This window comes from Paraburkholderia sp. Ac-20340, from assembly GCF_017104965.1.
GTDB lineage: Bacteria > Pseudomonadota > Gammaproteobacteria > Burkholderiales > Burkholderiaceae > Paraburkholderia.
The window spans coordinates 633479-654120 of the sequence record NZ_JAAGPR010000001.1; the positions used below are offsets into that span (position 1 = coordinate 633479).

At 61.5% G+C, this 20642-nt stretch carries 19 protein-coding genes; 10 read left to right on the forward strand and 9 right to left on the reverse strand.

Features of this window, described 5'->3' with window-relative positions:
* The first annotated feature begins 116 nt into the window (after positions 1–116).
* Both G3N59_RS02935 and G3N59_RS02940 read left to right on the forward strand, forming a co-directional pair.
* A complete protein-coding gene (locus G3N59_RS02935; protein ID WP_205981020.1) occupies positions 117–899 on the forward strand; it encodes a hypothetical protein in 783 nt (260 codons plus the stop codon).
* Positions 900–923: 24 nt separating this feature from the next.
* Positions 924–1349: a hypothetical protein gene (locus G3N59_RS02940; protein WP_205981021.1), complete on the forward strand. Its 426-nt coding sequence runs from the start codon at positions 924–926 to the stop codon at positions 1347–1349.
* A 67-nt stretch (positions 1350–1416) separates the two neighbouring features.
* Here G3N59_RS02940 and G3N59_RS02945 read toward each other — a convergent pair whose 3' ends face one another.
* The 3 genes from G3N59_RS02945 to G3N59_RS02955 all read right to left on the reverse strand — a co-directional run bounded on the left by G3N59_RS02945 (position 1417) and on the right by G3N59_RS02955 (position 3941).
* Positions 1417–2223, reverse strand: coding sequence for an ABC transporter substrate-binding protein (locus G3N59_RS02945; protein ID WP_205981022.1), 807 nt, complete (start codon positions 2221–2223; stop codon positions 1417–1419).
* A gap of 89 nt (positions 2224–2312) precedes the next feature.
* Complete coding sequence (gene ehuD, locus G3N59_RS02950) at positions 2313–3068, reverse strand: ectoine/hydroxyectoine ABC transporter permease subunit EhuD (protein ID WP_241023128.1); 756 nt, start codon at positions 3066–3068, stop codon at positions 2313–2315.
* A 66-nt stretch (positions 3069–3134) separates the two neighbouring features.
* The gene (locus G3N59_RS02955) at positions 3135–3941 is read right to left on the reverse strand and encodes an IclR family transcriptional regulator (RefSeq protein ID WP_205981024.1); all 807 of its coding nucleotides are present in this window, start codon (positions 3939–3941) and stop codon (positions 3135–3137) included.
* Between the two features lie 267 nt (positions 3942–4208).
* Between G3N59_RS02955 and G3N59_RS02960 the strand changes: the two genes are divergently transcribed.
* Positions 4209–4469 (forward strand): hypothetical protein, encoded by a 261-nt coding sequence (locus G3N59_RS02960; protein WP_205981025.1) that lies wholly within the window; start codon positions 4209–4211, stop codon positions 4467–4469.
* Positions 4470–4596: 127 nt separating this feature from the next.
* Here G3N59_RS02960 and G3N59_RS02965 read toward each other — a convergent pair whose 3' ends face one another.
* The 3 genes from G3N59_RS02965 to G3N59_RS36880 all read right to left on the reverse strand — a co-directional run bounded on the left by G3N59_RS02965 (position 4597) and on the right by G3N59_RS36880 (position 6883).
* The gene (locus tag G3N59_RS02965) at positions 4597–5775 is read right to left on the reverse strand and encodes a GGDEF domain-containing protein (RefSeq protein ID WP_205981026.1); all 1179 of its coding nucleotides are present in this window, start codon (positions 5773–5775) and stop codon (positions 4597–4599) included.
* A gap of 168 nt (positions 5776–5943) precedes the next feature.
* The gene (locus tag G3N59_RS36875; RefSeq protein ID WP_346777841.1) at positions 5944–6519 is read right to left on the reverse strand and encodes a substrate binding domain-containing protein; all 576 of its coding nucleotides are present in this window, start codon (positions 6517–6519) and stop codon (positions 5944–5946) included.
* A complete protein-coding gene (locus G3N59_RS36880) occupies positions 6494–6883 on the reverse strand; it encodes a LysR family transcriptional regulator (protein ID WP_241023129.1) in 390 nt (129 codons plus the stop codon). The genes G3N59_RS36875 and G3N59_RS36880 overlap by 26 nt, the downstream gene beginning before the upstream one ends.
* 149 nt (positions 6884–7032) lie before the next feature.
* Between G3N59_RS36880 and G3N59_RS02975 the strand changes: the two genes are divergently transcribed.
* From G3N59_RS02975 to G3N59_RS02990, 4 genes are all read left to right on the forward strand, one after another.
* Positions 7033–7782 (forward strand): glucose 1-dehydrogenase, encoded by a 750-nt coding sequence (locus G3N59_RS02975; protein WP_205981027.1) that lies wholly within the window; start codon positions 7033–7035, stop codon positions 7780–7782.
* Positions 7783–7832: 50 nt separating this feature from the next.
* Positions 7833–8372, forward strand: a complete 540-nt coding sequence (locus G3N59_RS02980) for a carboxymuconolactone decarboxylase family protein (RefSeq protein WP_205981028.1) — start codon at positions 7833–7835, stop codon at positions 8370–8372.
* A gap of 137 nt (positions 8373–8509) precedes the next feature.
* Complete coding sequence (locus G3N59_RS02985) at positions 8510–10915, forward strand: GGDEF and EAL domain-containing protein (protein WP_205981029.1); 2406 nt, start codon at positions 8510–8512, stop codon at positions 10913–10915.
* A 382-nt stretch (positions 10916–11297) separates the two neighbouring features.
* Positions 11298–11450 (forward strand): DUF6496 domain-containing protein, encoded by a 153-nt coding sequence (locus G3N59_RS02990; protein ID WP_205981030.1) that lies wholly within the window; start codon positions 11298–11300, stop codon positions 11448–11450.
* A gap of 63 nt (positions 11451–11513) precedes the next feature.
* Here G3N59_RS02990 and katE read toward each other — a convergent pair whose 3' ends face one another.
* Positions 11514–13649, reverse strand: a complete 2136-nt coding sequence (katE, locus tag G3N59_RS02995) for a catalase HPII (protein ID WP_205981031.1) — start codon at positions 13647–13649, stop codon at positions 11514–11516.
* Between the two features lie 197 nt (positions 13650–13846).
* On the opposite strand from katE, the gene tkt reads away from it, so the two are divergent.
* On the forward strand, positions 13847–15889 hold the full coding sequence (tkt, locus tag G3N59_RS03000) for a transketolase (protein ID WP_205981032.1): 2043 nt from the start codon (positions 13847–13849) through the stop codon (positions 15887–15889).
* A 4-nt stretch (positions 15890–15893) separates the two neighbouring features.
* Here tkt and G3N59_RS03005 read toward each other — a convergent pair whose 3' ends face one another.
* Both G3N59_RS03005 and G3N59_RS03010 read right to left on the reverse strand, forming a co-directional pair.
* Complete coding sequence (locus G3N59_RS03005; RefSeq protein ID WP_346777842.1) at positions 15894–16883, reverse strand: zinc-binding dehydrogenase; 990 nt, start codon at positions 16881–16883, stop codon at positions 15894–15896.
* On the reverse strand, positions 16880–17383 hold the full coding sequence (locus tag G3N59_RS03010) for a lactoylglutathione lyase family protein (RefSeq protein ID WP_205981033.1): 504 nt from the start codon (positions 17381–17383) through the stop codon (positions 16880–16882). The genes G3N59_RS03005 and G3N59_RS03010 overlap by 4 nt, the downstream gene beginning before the upstream one ends.
* Positions 17384–17479: 96 nt before the next feature.
* Between G3N59_RS03010 and G3N59_RS03015 the strand changes: the two genes are divergently transcribed.
* Together G3N59_RS03015 and G3N59_RS03020 are read left to right on the forward strand one after the other, a co-directional pair.
* On the forward strand, positions 17480–18376 hold the full coding sequence (locus G3N59_RS03015) for a LysR family transcriptional regulator (protein ID WP_205981034.1): 897 nt from the start codon (positions 17480–17482) through the stop codon (positions 18374–18376).
* A gap of 775 nt (positions 18377–19151) precedes the next feature.
* Positions 19152–20633, forward strand: coding sequence for a circularly permuted type 2 ATP-grasp protein (locus tag G3N59_RS03020; protein WP_205981035.1), 1482 nt, complete (start codon positions 19152–19154; stop codon positions 20631–20633).
* The last annotated feature ends 9 nt before the right edge of the window (positions 20634–20642 follow it).

A 20642-nucleotide genomic window follows, 5' to 3' on the forward strand; every position in this document is an offset into this window, starting at 1 on the left:
TTAGGGGAACCTTAATGTGATTTCGCATTGCAAGCTAAGCGTTAGCTAAGTCTTTCGACCGTAAGCTGTGCGTAATCGAAGCCATCCCGGCGGATTCAACTTTCGCGGAACGCGCCATGACGACTACGCATTCAACCCCTTCAATACCCCTGCAAAACAAGGTGCCGGCAATCACGCTGTCATTCTGGGTCGTGAAGGTGCTGTCCACGACCGTCGGCGAAACGGGCGCCGATTCACTGGCTGTCAACGCAGGCCTTGGACAAGGGCTGACCAGCGCCATCATGAGCGCCCTGCTTTGCGCGGTTCTCGTGCTGCAAGTGGGTTCGTCGCGCTTTCGTCCCTGGCTTTACTGGCTCGCAGTCGTACTGGTGAGTATCGTCGGCACGCAGATCACCGATCTCTTGACCGACAAACTCGGCGTGAGTCTTTATGCCAGCACCGCATGCTTTGCAATCGCACTCAGCGCGATTTTTGCGCTCTGGTATCGCAGCGAACGCACCTTGTCGATCCACACCATCGTCACGCGTAAGCGTGAGGCGTTTTATTGGGCGGCCATTCTCTGCACCTTCGCGCTGGGAACCGCAGCGGGCGATCTCGCAACCGAAGCGATCGGGCTCGGCTTTACGCGAGGCGTCCTGGTATTCGGCGCGTTGATCGCACTGACCTGGCTGCTTTGGCGCATGGGTGCGAACGCCATTGCGACATTCTGGATCGCCTACGTGCTGACGCGGCCATTCGGCGCGGCGCTAGGCGATCTGCTCACGCAGGCGCAGTACTACGGCGGATTGGGCTTTGGCGCCCAGTGGACGAGCGCGCTGTTTCTCGCCGCCATTATCGGACTGGTGAGCGCCGCGCAATGGCACGCGCGCATTGACCACACGCATTCCCTCACGAAATAACCCATCATCGAGTAAGGAAACATCATGTCGATTCGTTTCGCCCGTCTTTCTGCCCTCTGCGCTGCGCTCCTCGCGCTCACGCTGGCGATGAGCGGATGTTCCCGTTCAACCGATTCCGCCAGCACGAACGCGGCAGCGGCCAGTTCCACGCAAACCGTTTCGTCGCTCGGCGATCTGGCGGCGTTTCGTGCGATTGCTGCGGATGTAACCACCCAGGTCAATAACGGCGATCTCTCCGCCGCAAAGACCCGCGTGAAAGCGCTCGAAGTAACGTGGGACGAAGCCGAAGCCGGCCTCAAGCCACGCGCGCCCGCCGACTGGCATCGCCTCGACAAAGCCATCGACCGCGCGTTAGAAGCCCTTCGCGCCAGCACGCCGAATCAAACCGATTGCAAGGAAGCCATGCAGGCGCTGCTCGGCACGTTGGACAGCCTTCAGGCGCGTGGATAACACGTGGAAGTAAACGCAAAAGGCCTGGCGCGATAGCCAGGCCTTTTTCATTAACGAACCGGCAAACTCAATCCTTCACCGGGAAATACCAGAGATTGCGATCGCTATAGCCAAACTGTTTAAGAATCGAAGCGAGCGTACCATCCGCGCGCATTTCGTCGAGCGCGCGCGAGACAGCATGATTCAGATCGACATCGTTCTTGCGCACGGCGTAGCGCGCATAGCCATATTCCTGCGGCAAAGGCTTATAGTCGGCCACCATTTCCATGCTCGACGACGGATGTTGCTTCAGGAATTGCGCGATCTTGATGCCGTCTTCCATCGCCACATCGATACGCCCGGCCATCAGATCGGCGAATTCCGCTTCGCTGCTCGTATAGAGCTTGAGTTCCTTAAGATCCTTGCGCGCCTGCAAAAGCTGGTGATTGATACTGCCGCGCAACGTACCAACGGTATGACCGGCAAAGCTGTCCCAGCCGTGAATATTCAACGGATTGCCCTTTTGCACCGCAATCGCCGATCCATACCAGTACGCCGGGCTCGTGAATGCCACGACGCGCAGCCGCGCTTCGTTCTCGTGCAGATTGTCGACAATCACATCGGCGCGCCCGGAAAGCAAAGCCGGAATCATCGCGTCGAACGGCATGATCTGCCAGTTGACCTTCGTAACGCCAAGCCGCTTCATCACTTCGCGAAAAATGCGTACATCCGCGCCATCGAATTGATGCGTCTTGTCGTCCTGAAAGGTCGAGGGCGGATCGTTGGCGATAGCCAGCGTCACGCCGTCGCGCACCGCCCGTGTGTATGAACCGTCGCCGCCGTCGAAACGCACGCCGCTCATTGCAGCGCCGTCATCGGCATAGGCATTGGACAACCCGACAATCCCCGTCAATACAGTGACAACCGCCAGTATTATTTTGCGCACGAAACGCTCCAGTGTGATTGGTTTGGCCGACGTAATAATTAAATGGTGTTTGTGTTACCGGTTTGTTTAGCCCTTGCACGAAAACGTGCAATCCATCGCGGTCCGGTCGATACATTCACATGCCGGGGGCTGCCCATCTTGCGCTCCAGCCATCGCACGACGAATGCACTCGGCCACGATAGCGACAAATATATTGCACCAATTATCGTGAAGACCGTCGCGTACTGAAAGTTTGTGGAAGAAACAATCTGCCCGGTGAACATCAATTCCTTGACGGTCACGATCGAAACCAGCGAAGTGTCCTTGAATAGCGAAATCGCATAATTTCCAAGCGGCGGCACGACAATACGCAGTGCCTGGGGCAGCACGATCAGCCGCAAGGTCTGGCCGCTCGACATGCCGAGCGCCTTGGCCGCCGCGATCTGGCTTTTGGGCACCGCCTCGATGCCAGCGCGATACACCTCGGCCAGATAAGCGGAGTAATTGATCGACAAGCCAATGACCCCGGCGATAAAGGGTGCGAAGCGAATGCCGAATGAAGGCAACACGAAATAGATATAGAAAAGCTGCAGCAGCGCGGGCGTGCCGCGAATCAGTTCGATATAGGCGCTTGCAAACAAACGTGGCACGCGTGCGTGACTGATGCGGGCGATCGCCAGCAGCAGGCCGCACGGCAGCGCAAGCGCCAGAATACAGAACGTCAGTTGCACGCTCGTTAGCGCGCCCTGCAGCAATTCAGGCAGATAGCCGCTAACGTCTTGCCAATCGAACAGATCGAGAAAATGAGTCGACATGAAATCCCCGGACGTCGCGGTGAGTGCGGTGGCCGGCGATCGATTGCGCCGGCCCCGCCCATCAGTTTATGACTGCACTTGAGCGCCCAGCATCTGGCTAATGCGCTCTGCATATTTACGCAATGTGCGTCCCAAATCGTGCAAATAGTCGTCGCTCAAATCGCCTTTTAGCGTGGTCACGCTGATCGCCGCCACGCCGGCTCCATCGCGATCGGTAATGGCCGCGCCCACGCATACCACGCCGATGTTGTCCTCTTCGTCGTCGAAAGCGTAGCCGCGTTCGGCAACCAGAATCAGATCGTTCATCAGTTCGCCCGGCGTCACGCGGGTAAATCGCGTGCGGCGCGGCATGCCGGTATGCGCCAGCAGCTTGACGACGCGCGCGGGCGGCAGCAGCGCAAACAACGATTTACCGAGCGCCGAACAATGCGGCAATTCACGCTGCCCCAGCGACGACGCAATGCGCACGATGCCCGGCGCCTCGACACGATTGATGGCCACGGCGTAACCGTTTTCATCGAGGACGGCGAGCCGCGATGTGAGGCCGGTCACTTCCGTCAACTCCCTGAGCACCGGCATCGCCAGTTGGGACACGCCCACATCCGCTGCCGCGCGATCGCCAAGATGCACGAGCGCAAATCCCAGCCGATAGCGCCGCGAACCGCCCAGGCGCACGTCGATTACAAAATTACGCGCCAGCAGCGTCTGCAATAAGGCAAATGCCGTGCTCTTTGAAACGCCAATGGCTGTGGCGATTTCCGCCACCGTCGATCCATCTGTTGTGCCGGTCCCCAGTGCTTCCAGAACATCGAGCGCCCGGCTGACGCTGCGAAGTGCATATCGGTCTTCAGTGCTTTGTGCGGTTTGGGTCATTTTTATTTCATGTTCTTACCGTTAGCGAATCGGACAATGGTTTGAAGCGATGGACCGCTTCGCACATTCGACATTGACAGTCATTAGTGTGCAACCTACCATAAATAATCCTACCGAACAGCGTTCGGTAGTGCCGAACGAATAAATTCATCGGCTCCCGGCGAAAAGGGCTCGCCAGGCGCTGAATCCAATCAGATGGCAACTGGAGGCCACAAGGCCGGCATCGCGCTCAGGGCTTGCGCGTGACCGTTTCTGCGGCAAAAAACAATGGGAATAATCTCTGAACGGGGTCTGGAAATTGGCGCTCGACCAAAAATGTCGGGCGCTACCTCATCAAAAATCGCGCACGACGATATTTTGCATATCAAGTCGATGCTGCAGCGATTGTCTATCCAGGATATGAATACTTTAGGTTTGCCGCCGGCTTATTGGCGCAAGCGTTTGCGCGAAATTATGCAGACTCACCAATTATCGAAAATTCAGTTCGACGAAATCGATCTTTTGCTGGCGAGATTGCTGGAAGCGTAATGTTTCATGTCGGCTTCACGTCGGCTTCACATCGGCTTCATGTCGATTTATGCCTGGCACATCAATCCACTTAACTTTTTTAAATAAAAGATTTGTTTGCCGAAAATGTGCGTAATGAGTTTTTCGCTCAGCGCGATTCGGCAATTCGGGGCGATGCGCTTTCATCGTCTTGCGACGACACAATGACGCGATTACGCCCCGCCGCCTTCGCCACATAGAGCGCGGCATCAGCCCGCACCATGGCGCTTTCCAGCGTATCCGCGTACATCACGCCGCCCACGCCCGCGCTCAGCGTGCAGCTCACGCCATCCGCAGCCGATCGCTCGACGGCAATGCGCAGTGCATTCGTCATCGCCACCGCGTCGTGCTGGCCCGCGCGCGCGAACAGCACGGCAAACTCTTCGCCGCCCAGCCGCCCGAACAGATCGCCGGGCCGCAAGTGCGCGGATACGACCGCGGACACGTGCGCTAGCAACCGGTCACCAACCGCATGACCAAAGCTGTCATTAACGCTTTTGAACTTGTCGATATCGAGAACGGCGATCGACATCAGCGCGCCCCGCTCGCGCAACTCCACGAGCCGCGCATGCGCTTTTTCCATGAACGCGCGCCGCGTGAGCGCGCCGGTGAGTTCGTCGATCGTCGCGAGCTTTTCCATCCTGCGCAAAATCTGGTCGTGCGCGAGCATCACCATGCCCGTCGAAATACAGGGCAACGAGACGATCGCCAGCCCGAGCAGCGCCACGTTCCACGGCGACGGCTGCAGGAACGATAGCGTCGGCGCCTTGCCGAGCAAGATTACGACGATGCGCGCGGCATAGACCAACGCGCCCAGCCATGCAGCCGCCGCGATCAGCCGGCAGGCGTAGCGCGAGCCTTCGCGCGGCGCGTGGCGCAGCGCCAGCACACCCAGCACGATGCGCCCGTAAATCAGGCCGATGGAGATCAGCACGCCGCGCGCATCCACGTTCGGCGAAATGCAGGTGAAGTACAGCAGCGCTGCGCAGACGACAATCAGCGCAATGCACTCGTCGCGTCGCACCGGCTGCAGGCCGAAGAACTGGCGTGTGCCCTGCACCAGCACGAGCACGGCGGCCAGCGTCGTGAACGACACGCCGATGATGGTGATTGCGCCGGCACCCATCCCGCCGACCAGAATCCAGCACGACGATACGGCCAGCAGCCCGTAACCGACGCACCAGCGGCTGACACCCGGCGCCGTGGTACGCACCAGCGAGCCCAGCACGGCCACACTCATTAAACAAGAGACGATCAGAATCCCCAGGAGTGCGAAAGCGCTTGGCATAAGAATAGTTGTAGCGGCGAAAGGTCCGATGCGTATCGTATCGCACGACACCCGTGAAAAATTACCGTTTATCGCTAACGCATTGTTTGCCGCCGAAGGCGTTGGACGGATCGGCGCTGGGTTGGCAGTTAGTTGCAAACAGAGCAATGCCTGGTTCGTCCTGCTTGCTCAGTGCCGGGCACCTTCGTCATCGGCCAGCGCTTCGGCGAGATGCTGCGCAAACGCCCGCACCTTCGCCGAATTGCGCCGCTCGCGCGGGCTGACCAGGTGGACGGGAATGGGCGGCGGCTGCCAGTCGGTCAAGAGCGTCTGCAATTCGCCGCTGGCGATTTCCTCATCGAATAACCAGTTCGGCGCGTAGGCAATGCCCATCCCCGCCAGCGTCGCCGCGCGGATCACTTCGCTGCTGTTGGTTTGCAGATTGCCCTCGACGCGCACGACGCAAGTTGCGCCCTCGGGCTGCGCCGCTCCCGCGCGCGCAGTGAACGGCCAGTTGTTGCGCATCGCCAGCTCGGTGTAGACGATGCAGTTGTGCTGGGCTAGGTCATCGGGTTTGCGCGGCGTCGTCACGCCCTTGGGCAGCGCGCGCAGATAACGCCGGTGCGCCACGATCTGCCGGTGCGAGGTGCCGATGCGGCGCGCAACCAGGCTGCTATCGCCCAGATCGCCGATTCGCACCGCTGCGTCGATGCCCTGCTCGACCAGATCGACGAAGCTGTCATGCAGGCGCAAATCGATCTTCACGCCAGGGTTGGTTCGCCGCGAGAAAGGTCTGGACGATCGGCATCAGCTTGAGGCGACCGAATCCCACCGATGCCGCAATCCGCAGCCAGCCGGTCAACTGCTGCTCGCCGCGCTGGAGCGCGCCTTCGGCCTCGGCGATTTCGGCCACCAGCCTGCGCGCTTCTTCGAAATAGCGCGCGCCTTCTTCGGTCAGCGAAAGCGAGCGCGTGGTGCGCGTCAGCAGCTTCACGCCTAGCGCGCGCTCCAAAGCCGCCACCTGTTTGCTGATCGCGCTCTGCGTCGTATCGCGTTCGTGCGCGACCGAAGAAAAACTCCCCGCTTCCACCACCCGCACAAAAGTGGCCATCGATTGCAGCTTGTCCATTTCGGCTCGCTCATTCATTCCTGACTGGACTGAATGATAGGCCTGCTACACGGCTACTGCAAATCATCGGAATCAATCAAAGTTCACCCATCGCATCCGCGATTGCATAAGTGAATGAACAGAATCGAAACCCACCCAGGAGTCTTGCCATGAACTCACCCGTCGTCCTCATTACCGGCGCACTGACCGGCATCGGCCGCGCCACGGCGCTCGCCTTCGCCCGTGACGGCGCCCGCGTGGTCGTCAGCGGCCGCCGCGAAGAAGCCGGTCACGCGCTGGCCGCGGAACTGCGCGCCCTTGGCGCCGAAGCGGAATTCGTGCGTGCCGATGTGCGCTACGAAGCCGACGTCCGGCAACTGGTCGAGCAGACCGTGCATCGCTTTGGCCGTCTCGATGTGGCCGTCAACAACGCCGGCACCGAAGGCCACATCGCGCCGATCGTCGAGCAATCGGCCGCGAATTACGAGGAGACGTTCTCGGCGAACGTGCTGGGCACGCTGCTTTCGGTCAAACACGAAATGCGTGTGATGCTGGAGCACGGCGCCGGTTCGATCGTGAATCTTTCGTCGATTGCGGGGCTGGTCGGCATGGCGGGCGCGTCGGTGTACGTCGCCTCCAAGCACGCGGTCGAAGGCTTGACGAAAAGCGCGGCACTCGAAGGCGCCGCAGCGGGCGTGCGCGTGAACGCCGTGGCGCCTGGCCCGGTGGCGACGAATATGCTCGATCGCTTCACCGGTGGCAGCGACGACAACAAGGCCGGCCTGCTCGCCACCGTGCCCGCGCGCCGTGCCGCATCGCCCGATGAAATCGCCGAAACCATCCTGTTCCTCGCCAGCGACAAGGCGCGCTTTCTCACCGGCCAGTCGATTGCTGTCGATGGCGGATATGTCGCGCAATAAGCACAACACGCGCAACAATCCCATCACTTCATTTATTTCGGATAACTAACATGAACACGATCGACATCCCGACTCGCGACGACGTTTCGCCCGAAAACCAGGCCCTGTTCGACAAGCTGAAAGCGGGCATCGGCATGGTGCCGAACCTGTATGCAACCTTCGCGCATTCGGAACATGCACTCGGCAATTATCTGCAACTGCAGAATGCCAAAAGCAGCATCACGGGCCGCGCACGCGAAGTGGTGAATCTCGTCGTCAGTCAGGTCAATGACTGCGCGTACTGCCTCGCAGCCCACACGGTCATCGGCAAGATGAATGGATTCAGCGACGAGCAGATTCTGGAGATTCGCGCCGGCACGGCAAGCTTCGATCCGAAGTTCGACGCACTCGCCCGCCTCGTGAAAAACATCGCAGTCGAGCGCGGTCATGCCGACCCGGCACTCGTCGATGCGTTCTTCGCGGCTGGCTGGACCAAGGCGAATCTCGTCGACACGATCATGGTGATTGGCGACAAGATTATGACCAATTATTTACACGCCATCACGCGTGTACCGGTCGATTTCCCGGCGGCGCCCGCGCTGCGCGCTTGATCGCCAGGCGGGGAGCGACAGATCGGTTCTGGCACTCCCCGCCGCTCCGCAAATAAAGCCCAAAGTGCATCGGCTTGCCCCTCAAGTTAGCTCCGTTAGCTGTCGATAAGCCGTGGGCATTGATGGCGGGAAACCCGATGACGAGCAGTCAAAAAAGCGACACACAGACGAGCGATGATAGCCATGATCCGGTCCTCAAACGACCGGCGGCGGCGTTGCGCGCGCGGCTTGTTGCGCCTCTTGCCGTTGTCGCGATTCTGGCGGCCATTGCCCTGAATACGACCCTCGCGCTCAAGCAGGTGCACGAACAGCGCAACGCGCTGACCCAGCAGCACGCGGTCGAGTCGGTCAAACAGAATCTCGACGAGTTGCAAAATACGCTGCTCGACGAGCACGAACAGCTTTACACGGTGATCGGCACGCGGCCGTTTTACCGGCGCGCGGCTTATATTTATCCGCTGCCCGCGCTGATCGACCACGCCAACGCCGCGCAGAAAACCTGCGAAGGGCGCGAGCGCTGTCTCGCGCTGCTCGACGAACTCAAAGACATGATTCGCCATCTGGGCCAGTTGAGCAATGAACTGGCGATGCGCGCCCTGCTCTATCCCGGCAGCGTGACGGTGGCGACGCCTTCGCTGGGCGAGCTCGATGCACGCTTTTTCCAGACCATGGAAAAGATCGGCGAAATCCGCGTGGACGAGGATGCGCATCTGGAACAATCGGTCACGCAGGCGTCCAGGGATTCGCAGCGCGTCGCTGCCCTGCTGCTCGGTTCGGGTCTTGCAGCGGCATGTCTGCTGCTTGCGTTTTTGCAACGCAATGCGCGCGTGACTGCCTCGCTGCGCGAAGCGTTGCGCACGGCGGACAGCAATCGGCAGAAATATCAGCGTCTGTTCCAGCAGAATCCATTGCCGATCTGGATCGTTGACGACGCAACGTCCGGTCTGGTCGCCGTCAACGACATGGCGGTCAAAGCGATGGGTTATCGCGCCGACGAAATGCTGCGCATGTCGCTCGCCGATCTGCGCATGGACGAGACCGCGCTGCACGGTGCGTCGCTCGCGCCCGGACGCGCGCAGCACGGCGGCACGGCCATTTGGGAGCATCGCACCCGCAACGGCGAATTGCGCTCGATGAATGTGTTTCACCTGCAGACGGATTTCGATGAACGCAGCGCGACGTTGTGCGTGATGGAAGACGTCACCGCGCAACTCGCGGTTCAGGCCGAACTCCAGCATCGCGCCGAATACGATGCGCTCACCGGTCTGTCGAATCGCAAGCATTTCGACGAACGCATCGCGCTCGAATTGCAACGGGCGGGCCAGTCGGCCAGAACGCTTGCGGTGATCTTTCTCGATCTCGACAATTTCAAGGAAGTGAACGATTCGCTCGGCCATCGCGTGGGCGACGCCTTGCTCGCCTTGATCGCGCGGCGTATCGAGCGCGTGGTTGGCGAGAGCGGCACCGTGGCGCGCTACGGCGGCGACGAATTCATGATGTTCTGCGACGGCACGCGTCCCTTGCTGATGCCGATGCTCGACGCGCTGCTGGCCGCCATGACCGAACCGATTCAGGTGCTCGGCCACGAACTCTTTATCGAAGCGAGTATCGGCATCAGTCTTTATCCCGTCGATGGCGACGACGCCGAAACCCTGGTGCGCAATGCCGATGCCGCGATGTACCTCGCCAAGCAAAATGGCCGCAATCAGTATCAGTTCTATCGCCCGGAATTGAGCGAAGCCGCAACTTCGCGTTTGCGCATTTCCACGCGTCTGCGCCAGGCGTTCCGCAGCGGCGGACTGAACGTGCTGTATCAGCCGCAATTCGATATGGCAACGGGCGCGATGATCGGTGCGGAGGCCTTGCTGCGGTGGACCGATGCGGAACTGGGCAGCGTTTCGCCGGCGCTCTTTATTCCCATTGCGGAAGAAACCGGGCTGATTCGCGGTATCGGCGAATGGGTGCTGCGCGAGGCCTGCCGTGAAGCGGCGCAATGGAATCGCGATCCGGCGCGGCCCACGCGCGTATCGGTCAATGTTTCGCCGTTGCAACTCGAACATGGCAATCTGATCGCCCAGGTGAGCGACGCACTCGCCGATTCGGGCCTCGCGCCCGAATTGCTCGAACTGGAAGTGACGGAAGGCGCACTCATGCGCAACCCCGAACTCACTGCGCGAACGCTCGCGACGCTGCGCGAAATGGGCGTGCGTATCGCCATCGACGACTTCGGCACGGGTTATTCGAGTTTGGGTTATCTAAAGCGCTTTCGCGTCGATCGCCTCAAGATCGATCGCGAATTCGTGCGCGAAATCGGTCATGACGCGGAAACGGAAGCCATTGCGCTGGCCGTGATCGCGGTGGCGAAGGCACTGGATTTCGAATTGATTGCGGAAGGCGTCGAAACCTATGGACATCGCGACTTCCTGCTGCAGAACGGCTGCACGCATGCACAGGGCTTTTTATATAGCCAGGCGATAAGCGCTGGCGCGATTGCCGACATTGCCGCAAACGCGTCCCTCCAGGCAACGACGCTCGCGGATTGATTGTCCCTGCAGCCGGGCATGGTATTCGCGCGCGGAAACGGCGTGTGCCCGCTTTCGGAGATCGCCATGAAAATGACAGCGCCACGTTTGCGCTTCGCGCTCGTTGTCGCCAGCGCTGCGCAGATACTGTGCAGTGCGCCCGCTATCGCGCAGTCGCCCAGCACGCCAGCCGAACCGCCCATCACGCCCATGGTCAAACCGCCCGCTGCCGCGCCCGGCGCCGCCAGCGCGACGAATCCCGACAATATGCCTGTCAGGAAGCCTCAGCAGCCCACCAACGATCGGATGATCCGCAGCGCACCTGCCAGCGCGGCCAAAGCAAAATAGGATCGCGGGCATGCGCGCTGCGCAGGCGTAGAGGTTTTCACACGGGAGAACGATCATGCCGCTCAGCAAGGGAAAGTCGCGCGAAGCCATTTCGAAAAACATCAAAACGGAGATGAAACAGGGCAAGCCGCAAAAGCAGGCCGTAGCGATTGCGCTCAATGAAGCGCGTAAATCAGGCGCGAAGATTCCGAAGAAGCATTCGAAGTGATTCAAGTTTCACGCTGAAGCGCCAAGGCGAATCGCTCGCCAAGGCGCTTCAGACACGCAAAGCTTATGCAGGCACCGATTCAGCCAGCGCAGCACGCGACCAGATACGGTGCTGCCCCGCCGCTTCAATAAACGCATCGATCACTCGCTTCAGATCGGCGGCATCGCCCTGTACTACGCCATCCGCATGATCGGGCAGTTGCGCGGCCGCCAGCAGCAAGCGCCCCGTATCCACCGCAGCAATCGCCTTCAGATGCTTGAAAGCCTCGTTCACGAAGTGACGCGCATCGCCCGATTGCACGAGCGCCTGCGCCGCCTTCTCGCCGCCGGGGATAAACACCGCGTCGAACATGACCGAAGGCATGCCCGCCAGCGTCGCATCCGGTGCGAGGCCGTCGATGGGTTCCAGCGTTGGCGCAATCAGCAGTGCGGTCGCGCCCTCCTTCGCAAACGCGTCGCGTAGTTGCTTGAGCGTCGCGCCATCCGCGCCCGGCGCACTCAGAAGCGCAATCTTGCGCGTGGCAATACCGGGCTTGACGCGATTCAACAAACTCAGCGCGGGCGAACTCGCGGGATGCGGCTTGCCAGGCTTGCGGCCCGCCTTCGGCTTGCTCAAACCGAGCGCCTTCGCGACCTGCGCCGCAAGATCCGCATCGATATTCACGAGGATTTCATTGACCACGCGCTCGCGAATTTCCGTGCGCTTGACCTTACCCAGTTCGAACGAATAGGCCGCAAGAATATGCGCCTTCTCCGGCTCGGACATGCTCTGATAGAACATCGTCGCCTGCGAAAAATGATCGGCGAAGGATTCGCTGCGCACTCGGACCTTTGCGCCATCCATGCGCTCCTGATAGCTTTCGAACCCGCCGTCTTTCGGCGGCGTTTCCTTCGGCCAACCCTCGCCCACCGAATTCGGTTCGTAAGAAGCCTGGCCTACGTTGATCGTCTGCCGATGCATGGCGTCGCGCTGGTTATTCTGAAACGGACAAACCGGCCGGTTAATCGGAATCTCGTGAAAGTTCGGCCCGCCAAGACGGCTGATCTGCGTATCGGTATAGGAGAACAAACGCCCCTGCAAAAGCGGGTCGTTGCTGAAATCGATGCCCGGCACGATATGCCCAGGATGAAACGCCACCTGTTCCGTTTCGGCGAAGAAATTGTCCGGGTTGCGATTGAGCGTCATCTTGCCGATCAACTGAACCGGCACGAGTTCTTCTGGAATGAGTTTGGTCGGATCGAGCAGATCGAAGCCGAATTTGTGCTCGTCGGCTTCTTCTATAATCTGCACGCCTAATTCGTACTCCGGATAATCTCCGCGTTCGATCGCTTCCCAAAGATCTCGCCGATGGAAATCGGGATCCTTTCCCGCGATCTTCTGCGCCTCGTCCCAGACCAGCGAATACGAACCCAGCACCGGACGCCAGTGCCACTTCACGAAACGCGCGTGACCTTTAGCGTCGATCAGCCGGAACGTATGCACGCCAAAGCCTTCCATCGTACGCAGGCTTTTGGGAATCGCGCGGTCCGACATGGCCCAGATCACCGTATGCGCGCTTTCCGGCACCAGAGAAACGAAGTCCCAGAACGTGTCGTGCGCGGTGCCGCCCGTCGGCATTTCGTCGGGCGCTTCGGGTTTTACCGCGTGCACGAAATCGGGGAACTTGATCGCGTCCTGAATGAAAAACACCGGCACGTTATTGCCGACGAGATCGAAATTGCCTTCGTCCGTATAGAACTTGGTGGCGAAGCCGCGCACGTCGCGCACGGTATCTGCCGAGCCGCGCGGGCCCTGTACCGTCGAAAAGCGTACATAGACCGGCGTGGTTTTAGCGGGGTCCTGCAGAAAATCGGCGCGCGTGAGCCTGGCCTGCGATTCATAGACCTGGAAATAGCCGTGCGCCGCCGAGCCCCGCGCGTGCACGATGCGTTCGGGAATGCGCTCGTGATCGAAGTGCGTGATTTTCTCGCGCATAATGAAATCTTCGAGCAAGGTCGGGCCGCGCGGGCCGGCGCGCAAACTGTTCTGGTTGTCGGCGATCTTCACGCCCTGATTCGTGCGCAGCGCTTCGCCATCGGCGTGCGCGCGGAACGTTTCGAGACTTTGCGACTTGGCGTCCACTGCGCCGGCATTCGCAGGATGCGCGGCGTTGGCCTTACTGGCTGGCGCCTTGCCAGCGGGACGATTGCGATGGGGCATGGGTGGCTCCTCAGGTTCTTCGAGCGGTTTCGGGCCACACTCAAGCGCAATCGATGTGCCGATGCCTGATTGATATCGATCCAAGCCCGATCCATACCAATCCCGCGCAAATCGGTATGGAAATTGCGCTGACGAATCACTTCAGCATGTGACGCCGCAAGCTCGCACCCTTTCAAGCAAGCTAACGAGGAACTTCCATGACCGAGCCGAATTCCACGCCATCGCACGCCGTGCCCGCGCCGCGCGATCCGCATCTTCGCGCGATGGCGAACTGCATCCGCTTTCTTTCGATGGACGCGGTCCAGCAGGCCAATAGCGGACACCCCGGCGCGCCAATGGGACTCGCCGACGTGGCGACAGTCCTCTTCAAGGACTTCATGCAATTCGATGCGTCCGATCCGCATTGGCTGGACCGCGACCGCTTCGTGCTCTCGAATGGCCATGCGTCGATGCTGCTCTACAGCCTGCTCTATCTGACCGGTTACGCCGATATGACGATCGACGAAATCAAGCGCTTCAGGCAGGTTGGCAGCAAGACGGCCGGGCACCCGGAATATTCGCACGCCGAAGGAATCGAACTCACGACCGGGCCGCTCGGGCAAGGCATTGCGGAATCGGTGGGCATGGCGCTGGCCGAACGCATCATGAATGCGCATTTCGGCGACGATCTCGTCAATCACCATACTTACGTTTTTCTTGGCGACGGTTGCCTGATGGAAGGGATTAGTCAGGAAGCCATTTCGCTGGCTGGCCATCTGAAACTGAACCGGCTGATCGCGTTCTGGGACAACAACTCGATTTCCATCGATGGCGCGACCAGCCTCGCCGTCTCGGACAATGAAATCGAACGCTTTCACGCCTCGGGATGGCAAGTGCTCGACATCGACGGGCATGACACCGACGCCATTCGCAACGCAATCGAAACCGCGCGCGCCACGCACGATCGCCCGACGCTGATCGCCTGCAAAACCATCATCGGCTTTGGCTTTCCTACTAAAGCGGGCACACAGAAGGCGCATAGCGACGCGCCTGGCGAAGCAGAGATTGCGGGCGCGCGCAAGATTCTGGACTGGAATTCGCCGCCCTTCGAAATTCCCGACGATTTATTGAAGTCGTGGCGCGAAGTCGGCGCACAAGGCCGCGAAAAGCGCAGCGCATGGGCCGAGCGCGTCAAGCAGGCGCCCGAGCCATTACGCAGCGAATTCGAGCGCCGCACGGCAGGCAAATTGCCGGATGACTGGAAAAAGGCGATCACTGCGGCGCGCCAGGCCTTCGTCGCCAGCGGCGAAGCGATGGCCACGCGCAAGGCCAGCGGCGACGTGCTCAATCACCTGTTCGCCGCGATTCCAGAACTGCTCGGCGGTTCGGCCGATCTCACGCCGTCGAACAATACGAAGGCTAAAAATCAGGTCGAAATCACGCCGGGCCACTATGACGGTTCCTATGTGCATTACGGCGTGCGCGAGCACGGCATGGCCGCCGCGATGAACGGCATCGCGCTGCACGGCGGCCTGATTCCTTATGGCGGCACCTTCCTGTGTTTTTCCGACTATTGCCGCCCCGCCATTCGCCTGAGCGCGATGATGCGCGTGCGCACGATCTACGTGATGACGCACGATTCGATCGGTCTCGGCGAAGACGGCCCGACGCATCAACCGGTCGAGCATCTCGCCGCGCTGCGGGCGATTCCGCAGCTTGCCGTGTATCGTCCCGGCGACGCGATCGAAACCGCAGAATGCTGGGAACTGGTGCTCGACCATCCACGCCAGGCGGCGCTGCTCGCGCTGTCGCGCCAGCCCTTGCCGCTGCTACGCCATGACGCCGATGGAGAAAACCGCTCGGCGCGCGGCGCATACATCCTGCACGATGCCGAGGGCGGCCCGCGTCAGGTCACCTTGCTCGCGACCGGTTCCGAACTGCAACTGGCCGTCGAAGCGCGCGACGTCCTGCAGGCCGAAGGCGTGCCCACCGCCGTCGTATCGATGCCCTGCCGCCTGCTGTTCGAAGCGCAGGATCGCGACTATAAGCGCAAGGTGCTAGGCGATTCGCCCGTGAGAGTGGCGGTCGAGGCGGCGGTCGAACTGGGCTGGGATCGCTACCTCGGCACCGAAGGCCGGTTTGTCGGCATGCACAGCTTTGGCGAGTCCGGGAAAATCCAGGACGTGTACGACAAATTCGATATCACCGCGGATGCCGTCGTGCGCGCCGCACGCGATCTGCTCAAGGAGATTGCAGGCTGATGCGCTAGCGAATCCGCACCACCGGCTTGCCGCCGAAACTGCGCTGCCGCAGTGCGTCCAGCAGGTGCGCCAGATCCTCGAAGTCGCGCACCACGCGTTCCGGCGGCTGCAAACGGGCGTGCGCGATGGCGGCCAGCATCTGCTCGCCTGCGGTGCGCAACTGCGTCCACGCGTCGTCATCGCCATGCTGATGCAGCGCGCCCAGCGCCACTTCGTGCATCGACAGCGTCAAGCCGAACGGATCGCACGGCCACTGCGCCACGCGATCCTGCACGCAGACCAGATGACCGTTGGCCTTCAAGGCATCGGCCATGCGCGTGGCGTGCTCGCCGCTCACCGCATCGATCACCGCGAAAAAGCGGCGACCGCCCGTCCACGCGCCACTATCGGGCAAGGGTCCGTCGATGCAATCGGCTGCGCCCAGCGACCGGAGGCGATCGCGATGCCGCGCGTTCGCCATCGCCGTCACCACGAAGCCGCGCGCGGCCGCCAGTTGCACCAGATACTGGCCCACCGCACCGCCCGCGCCGCTGATCAGCAAGGTCTGGCCCGGCTTGACCGGCACTTTTTCGATCGCGAGCCAGGCCGTCAGCGCCGGACACGGCAGGCTCGCGGCGAGGTCGAAATCGAGCGTATCGGGGACGCAGAGCAGCGCGCGCACGTCGACTCGCGTGTGCTCCGCGAAGCTGCCGTGCGCGTGCAGGCTCGTGTGCCAGGCCACGCGGCGCCCCAGCCAGTGCGCCGACACGCCCTCGCCCAGCGCCACCACCACGCCCGCGCCATCGACGCCCGGCACATGGCCGTCCTGCCAGTCCACCAGCGCGCCGCCCAGCACCTTCCAGTCGACCGGATTCAGCCCGATCGCGGCATTGCGCACCAGCACCTGAGCGGCGGCCGGAACCGGCATCGGCACCTGCTGCAGCGTCAGATCGAGCGGATTGGCGCTGCCGTGCCAGGTCCAGGCGCGATGGGTCGGCGCGACCGCGTTCGTCACGATTGATACGCTCCGGCCGAATAGGTCAGCTCGTAGCTGTGGCTATAAATCTCGACGATATTGCCGAACGGATCTTCCATATAGACCATGCGGTACGGCTTCTCGCCCGGGAAATACTCGCGCACCGGCATGCGCTGCTTGCCGCCCGCCGCGACGATCTTCGCCGCCAGCCCTTCCACATCCGGGTCCTGCACGCAGAAGTGAAACACGCCGGTCTTCCAGTACTCGAAGTTGTTCTCGGGCTTCTGCGCGTTGCGGAACTCGAAAATCTCCACGCCGATACGATCGCCCGTCGACAGATGCGCGATGCGGAACGAACCCCAGCCCGCGCCGAACACATCCGTGCACATCACGCCGATGGCGCTGTCGTCTTCGGTGATGGTGGTCGGCGGCATGATCAGATACCAGCCCATGACGTCGCTGTAGAAACGCACGGCGGCGTCGAGATCGGTGACCGACAGGCCGATGTGGGAAAAGCTGCGCGGATAGGGCCGGTTCATGACAGAACACTCCTGAAAACGTTGACCCGACAAGCGTAGCGCGTGCGAGCCCACATCTGCTCTAATGGAACCTTATCGCTTTGATAAGAGTTCGTTATGCTCAATCCTCAATGGCTGCGCTCCTTCGCGGCGGTGGCCGAACTGGGCGGCTTCACGCGCGCGGCCAATCAATTAGGGCTGACGCAGGCGGCCGTGAGCCAGCACATGCAGCATCTGGAGGCGCAACTGGGCCCGTTGCTGGTCCGGCGCGGCCGCCAGATCGAGTTGATGCCGGCCGGCGTGGCGCTGCTCGACTACTGCAACGCCGTCGAACAGGCGCATAAACGGCTGCAACTTCAGCTATCCGATCGCACCGTCGACAGCGGCGAAGTCAGTCTCATCACGCCGGGCAGCGTCGGGCTCGCGCTCTATCCGCTCTTGCTGGACTTGCAGCAGGCGCATCCGGGGCTCGTGATCCGCCATCGTTTCGCGCCGGATACGGAAACGCGCGAGGCCGTGCTCGACAAGCGCTATGAAATTGGCGTGGTGACACTGCGGCCCGACGATCCGCGGCTTGCGGCCGAACCGTTTGCGGAAGAGCCGCTGGAACTGGTCGTGCCCGCCGGCGAAGACGTGCAAAGCTGGGCCGATCTCGAACGGCTCGGTTTTATCGATCACCCCGATGGCCAGGCCATGGCCACGCGGCTGCTGGCGCGGCGTTTTCCGGCCAGTCCGGGCGTGCGCGCGCTGCCCTTGCGCGGCTTCAGCAACCAGATATCGCTGATTCTTGCGCCGGTGGCGCGCGGCCTGGGTTTTACGGTGATTCCGCGGCATGCGCGCGAAGCGTTCGCCGATGCGGCCGCGATCAAGGTGATCGAATGCGGCGCGCCCGTAGTGGATACGCTGTGGCTGCTGCATCGCGCGGAATGGCCGCTTTCGGCGCGGGCGAAATGGGTGGTGGAGCGGATTCGGGAGCGTTTGAAGTTCAGTGCGCGCGCGCACGAAACGAAATAGAAAGTTGCGCGCGCATCCATATTGGCTTCGTTCGCCGCGCGGCGAAAAGCGATTTATCGTCGATTAATCGCTCACGCATCGTTTTGTCATCATATTGAAACGCCTCGCGCGCTTCATGTAGGCCGACAACAAGAACGCGCGCGCCGACGAGAGCGGCTGCGCGCATCCGGCGCCAGCCATCGCGCCGCCTTCTCGATTAATCGTCGCCTATGGACTCTTTCGCGATGCTCCACCGCCCCGGTTCGCCGTCGACCGTCGCCACGCGCACCATCTTCGCGCATGGCCTTCCGCTTCCTTTTCGCCACGCAGCCGGATTACGCATCGATTTAGTGCTTCGAGCGCGTTGAGCACCGCTTCAGGCGTCCGGCGCGATGCAAGCCGCATCGCGCGCCACGGGCGCCGAACCGGTGCACCGGCCAATCAAGCCGCGCCGCATGAGTTTGCGCGCATCGGCATGGAAGTTGCATTGCCTCTTTCAGCCCGATCACCCAGCGCAGCCATGCCGGCCTCGTTGAGCAACGCTCATGCAGCGCTCATGCAACGCTTAGCCACGTGCATCCGGCGCGCGTCCACCCGACGTTGCGCCCTGCACCGATGTTTCGATCAGGCGAATCCACCGACGCCGCGCAGCGTGCCCTTCACGGGCCCGCTGCACGCCCCGGCGGAATTCCGGCGTCACCGATCGGAGCAGCACGCTTGCGTACAACGAGCCAGCGCGGGTCAGGGACAACCTGCCAGCCAGCAGTGAACGACAGCAGCGGACGGAAGAACGGATATGACGCAAACATTCTTCAATGAGATGTTCGAGTACGGGGAGTTCGATGTTCGGGGCCTGACTGCCGCGGCGTTTCCGCAGGCAGGCGAGCCGCGCGCGCATTACCGCGAGTTTCTCGCGTGGATGCGCAGCCAGAGCGAGCATCAGATGCACAAGAAGCGCGCGGAAGCGGACACGATCTTCCGCCGCGTGGGCATCACCTTCGCCGTCTATGGCGAGAAGGACGTCACGGGCGCGGGCACCGAGCGCACGATTCCCTTCGACGTGATTCCGCGCATTTTCCAGCGCGATGAATGGACGCAACTGGAACGCGGCCTGCGCCAGCGCGTGAATGCGCTCAACCGCTTTATCCACGATATCTATCACGGCCAGGACATCGTGCGCGCGGGCATCGTGCCCGCCGACCAGATTCTGCGCAACGCGCAATATCGCCCTGAAATGCAGGGTGTAAACGTCGCGCGCGATATCTATGCGCATATCGCCGGCATCGACATCGTGCGCGCGGGCGAAGGCGAGTTCTACGTGCTCGAAGACAATCTGCGCGTGCCTTCCGGCGTCTCGTACATGCTGGAAAACCGCAAGATGATGATGCGGCTGTTCCCCGATCTGTTCGTGCGCAATCGCATTGCGCCGGTCGCGCATTACCCGGATCTGCTGCTCGATACCTTGCGCGCCGCCGCGCCCGCCGGCACCGACAATCCCACCGTCGTGCTGCTCACGCCCGGCATGTACAACTCGGCGTATTTCGAACACGCGTTTCTCGCGCAGCAAATGGGTATCGAGCTGGTCGAAGGCCAGGATCTGTTCGTCGAAAACGATCACCTCTATATGCGCACGACGCAGGGCCCGCAGCGCGTGGACGTGATCTACCGGCGCGTGGACGACGATTTCCTCGACCCGCTCGCGTTCCGCTCCGATTCGACGCTCGGCGCAGCGGGCCTCATGAACGTGTACCGCAAGGGCAACGTCACGCTCTGCAATGCGGTAGGCACCGGTGTCGCCGACGACAAGTCGATCTACCCCTACGTGCCCGACATGGTGCGTTTCTATCTGGGCGAAGAGCCGCTGCTCAACAACGTGCCCACGTGGATGTGCCGCAAGCCCGACGATCTGCGTTACGTGCTCGATCATCTGCCCGAACTGGTCGTCAAGGAAACGCATGGCGCGGGCGGCTACGGCATGCTGATCGGCCCGGCGGCCACGCGCGCGGAGATCGAGGAATTCCGCGCCGTGCTGATCGCGCATCCCGATAAATACATCGCCCAGCCGACGCTTTCGCTTTCGACCTGCCCCACCTGGGTGGAGAGCGGCATCGCGCCGCGCCATATCGATCTGCGGCCTTTCGTGCTGTCCGGCCAGGAAGTGCGCATGGTGCCGGGCGGGCTCACGCGGGTGGCGTTGCGCGAAGGTTCGCTGGTCGTCAATTCGTCGCAGGGCGGCGGCACCAAGGACACCTGGGTGCTGGAGCGACAGGCGAGCTGAAACCTATAC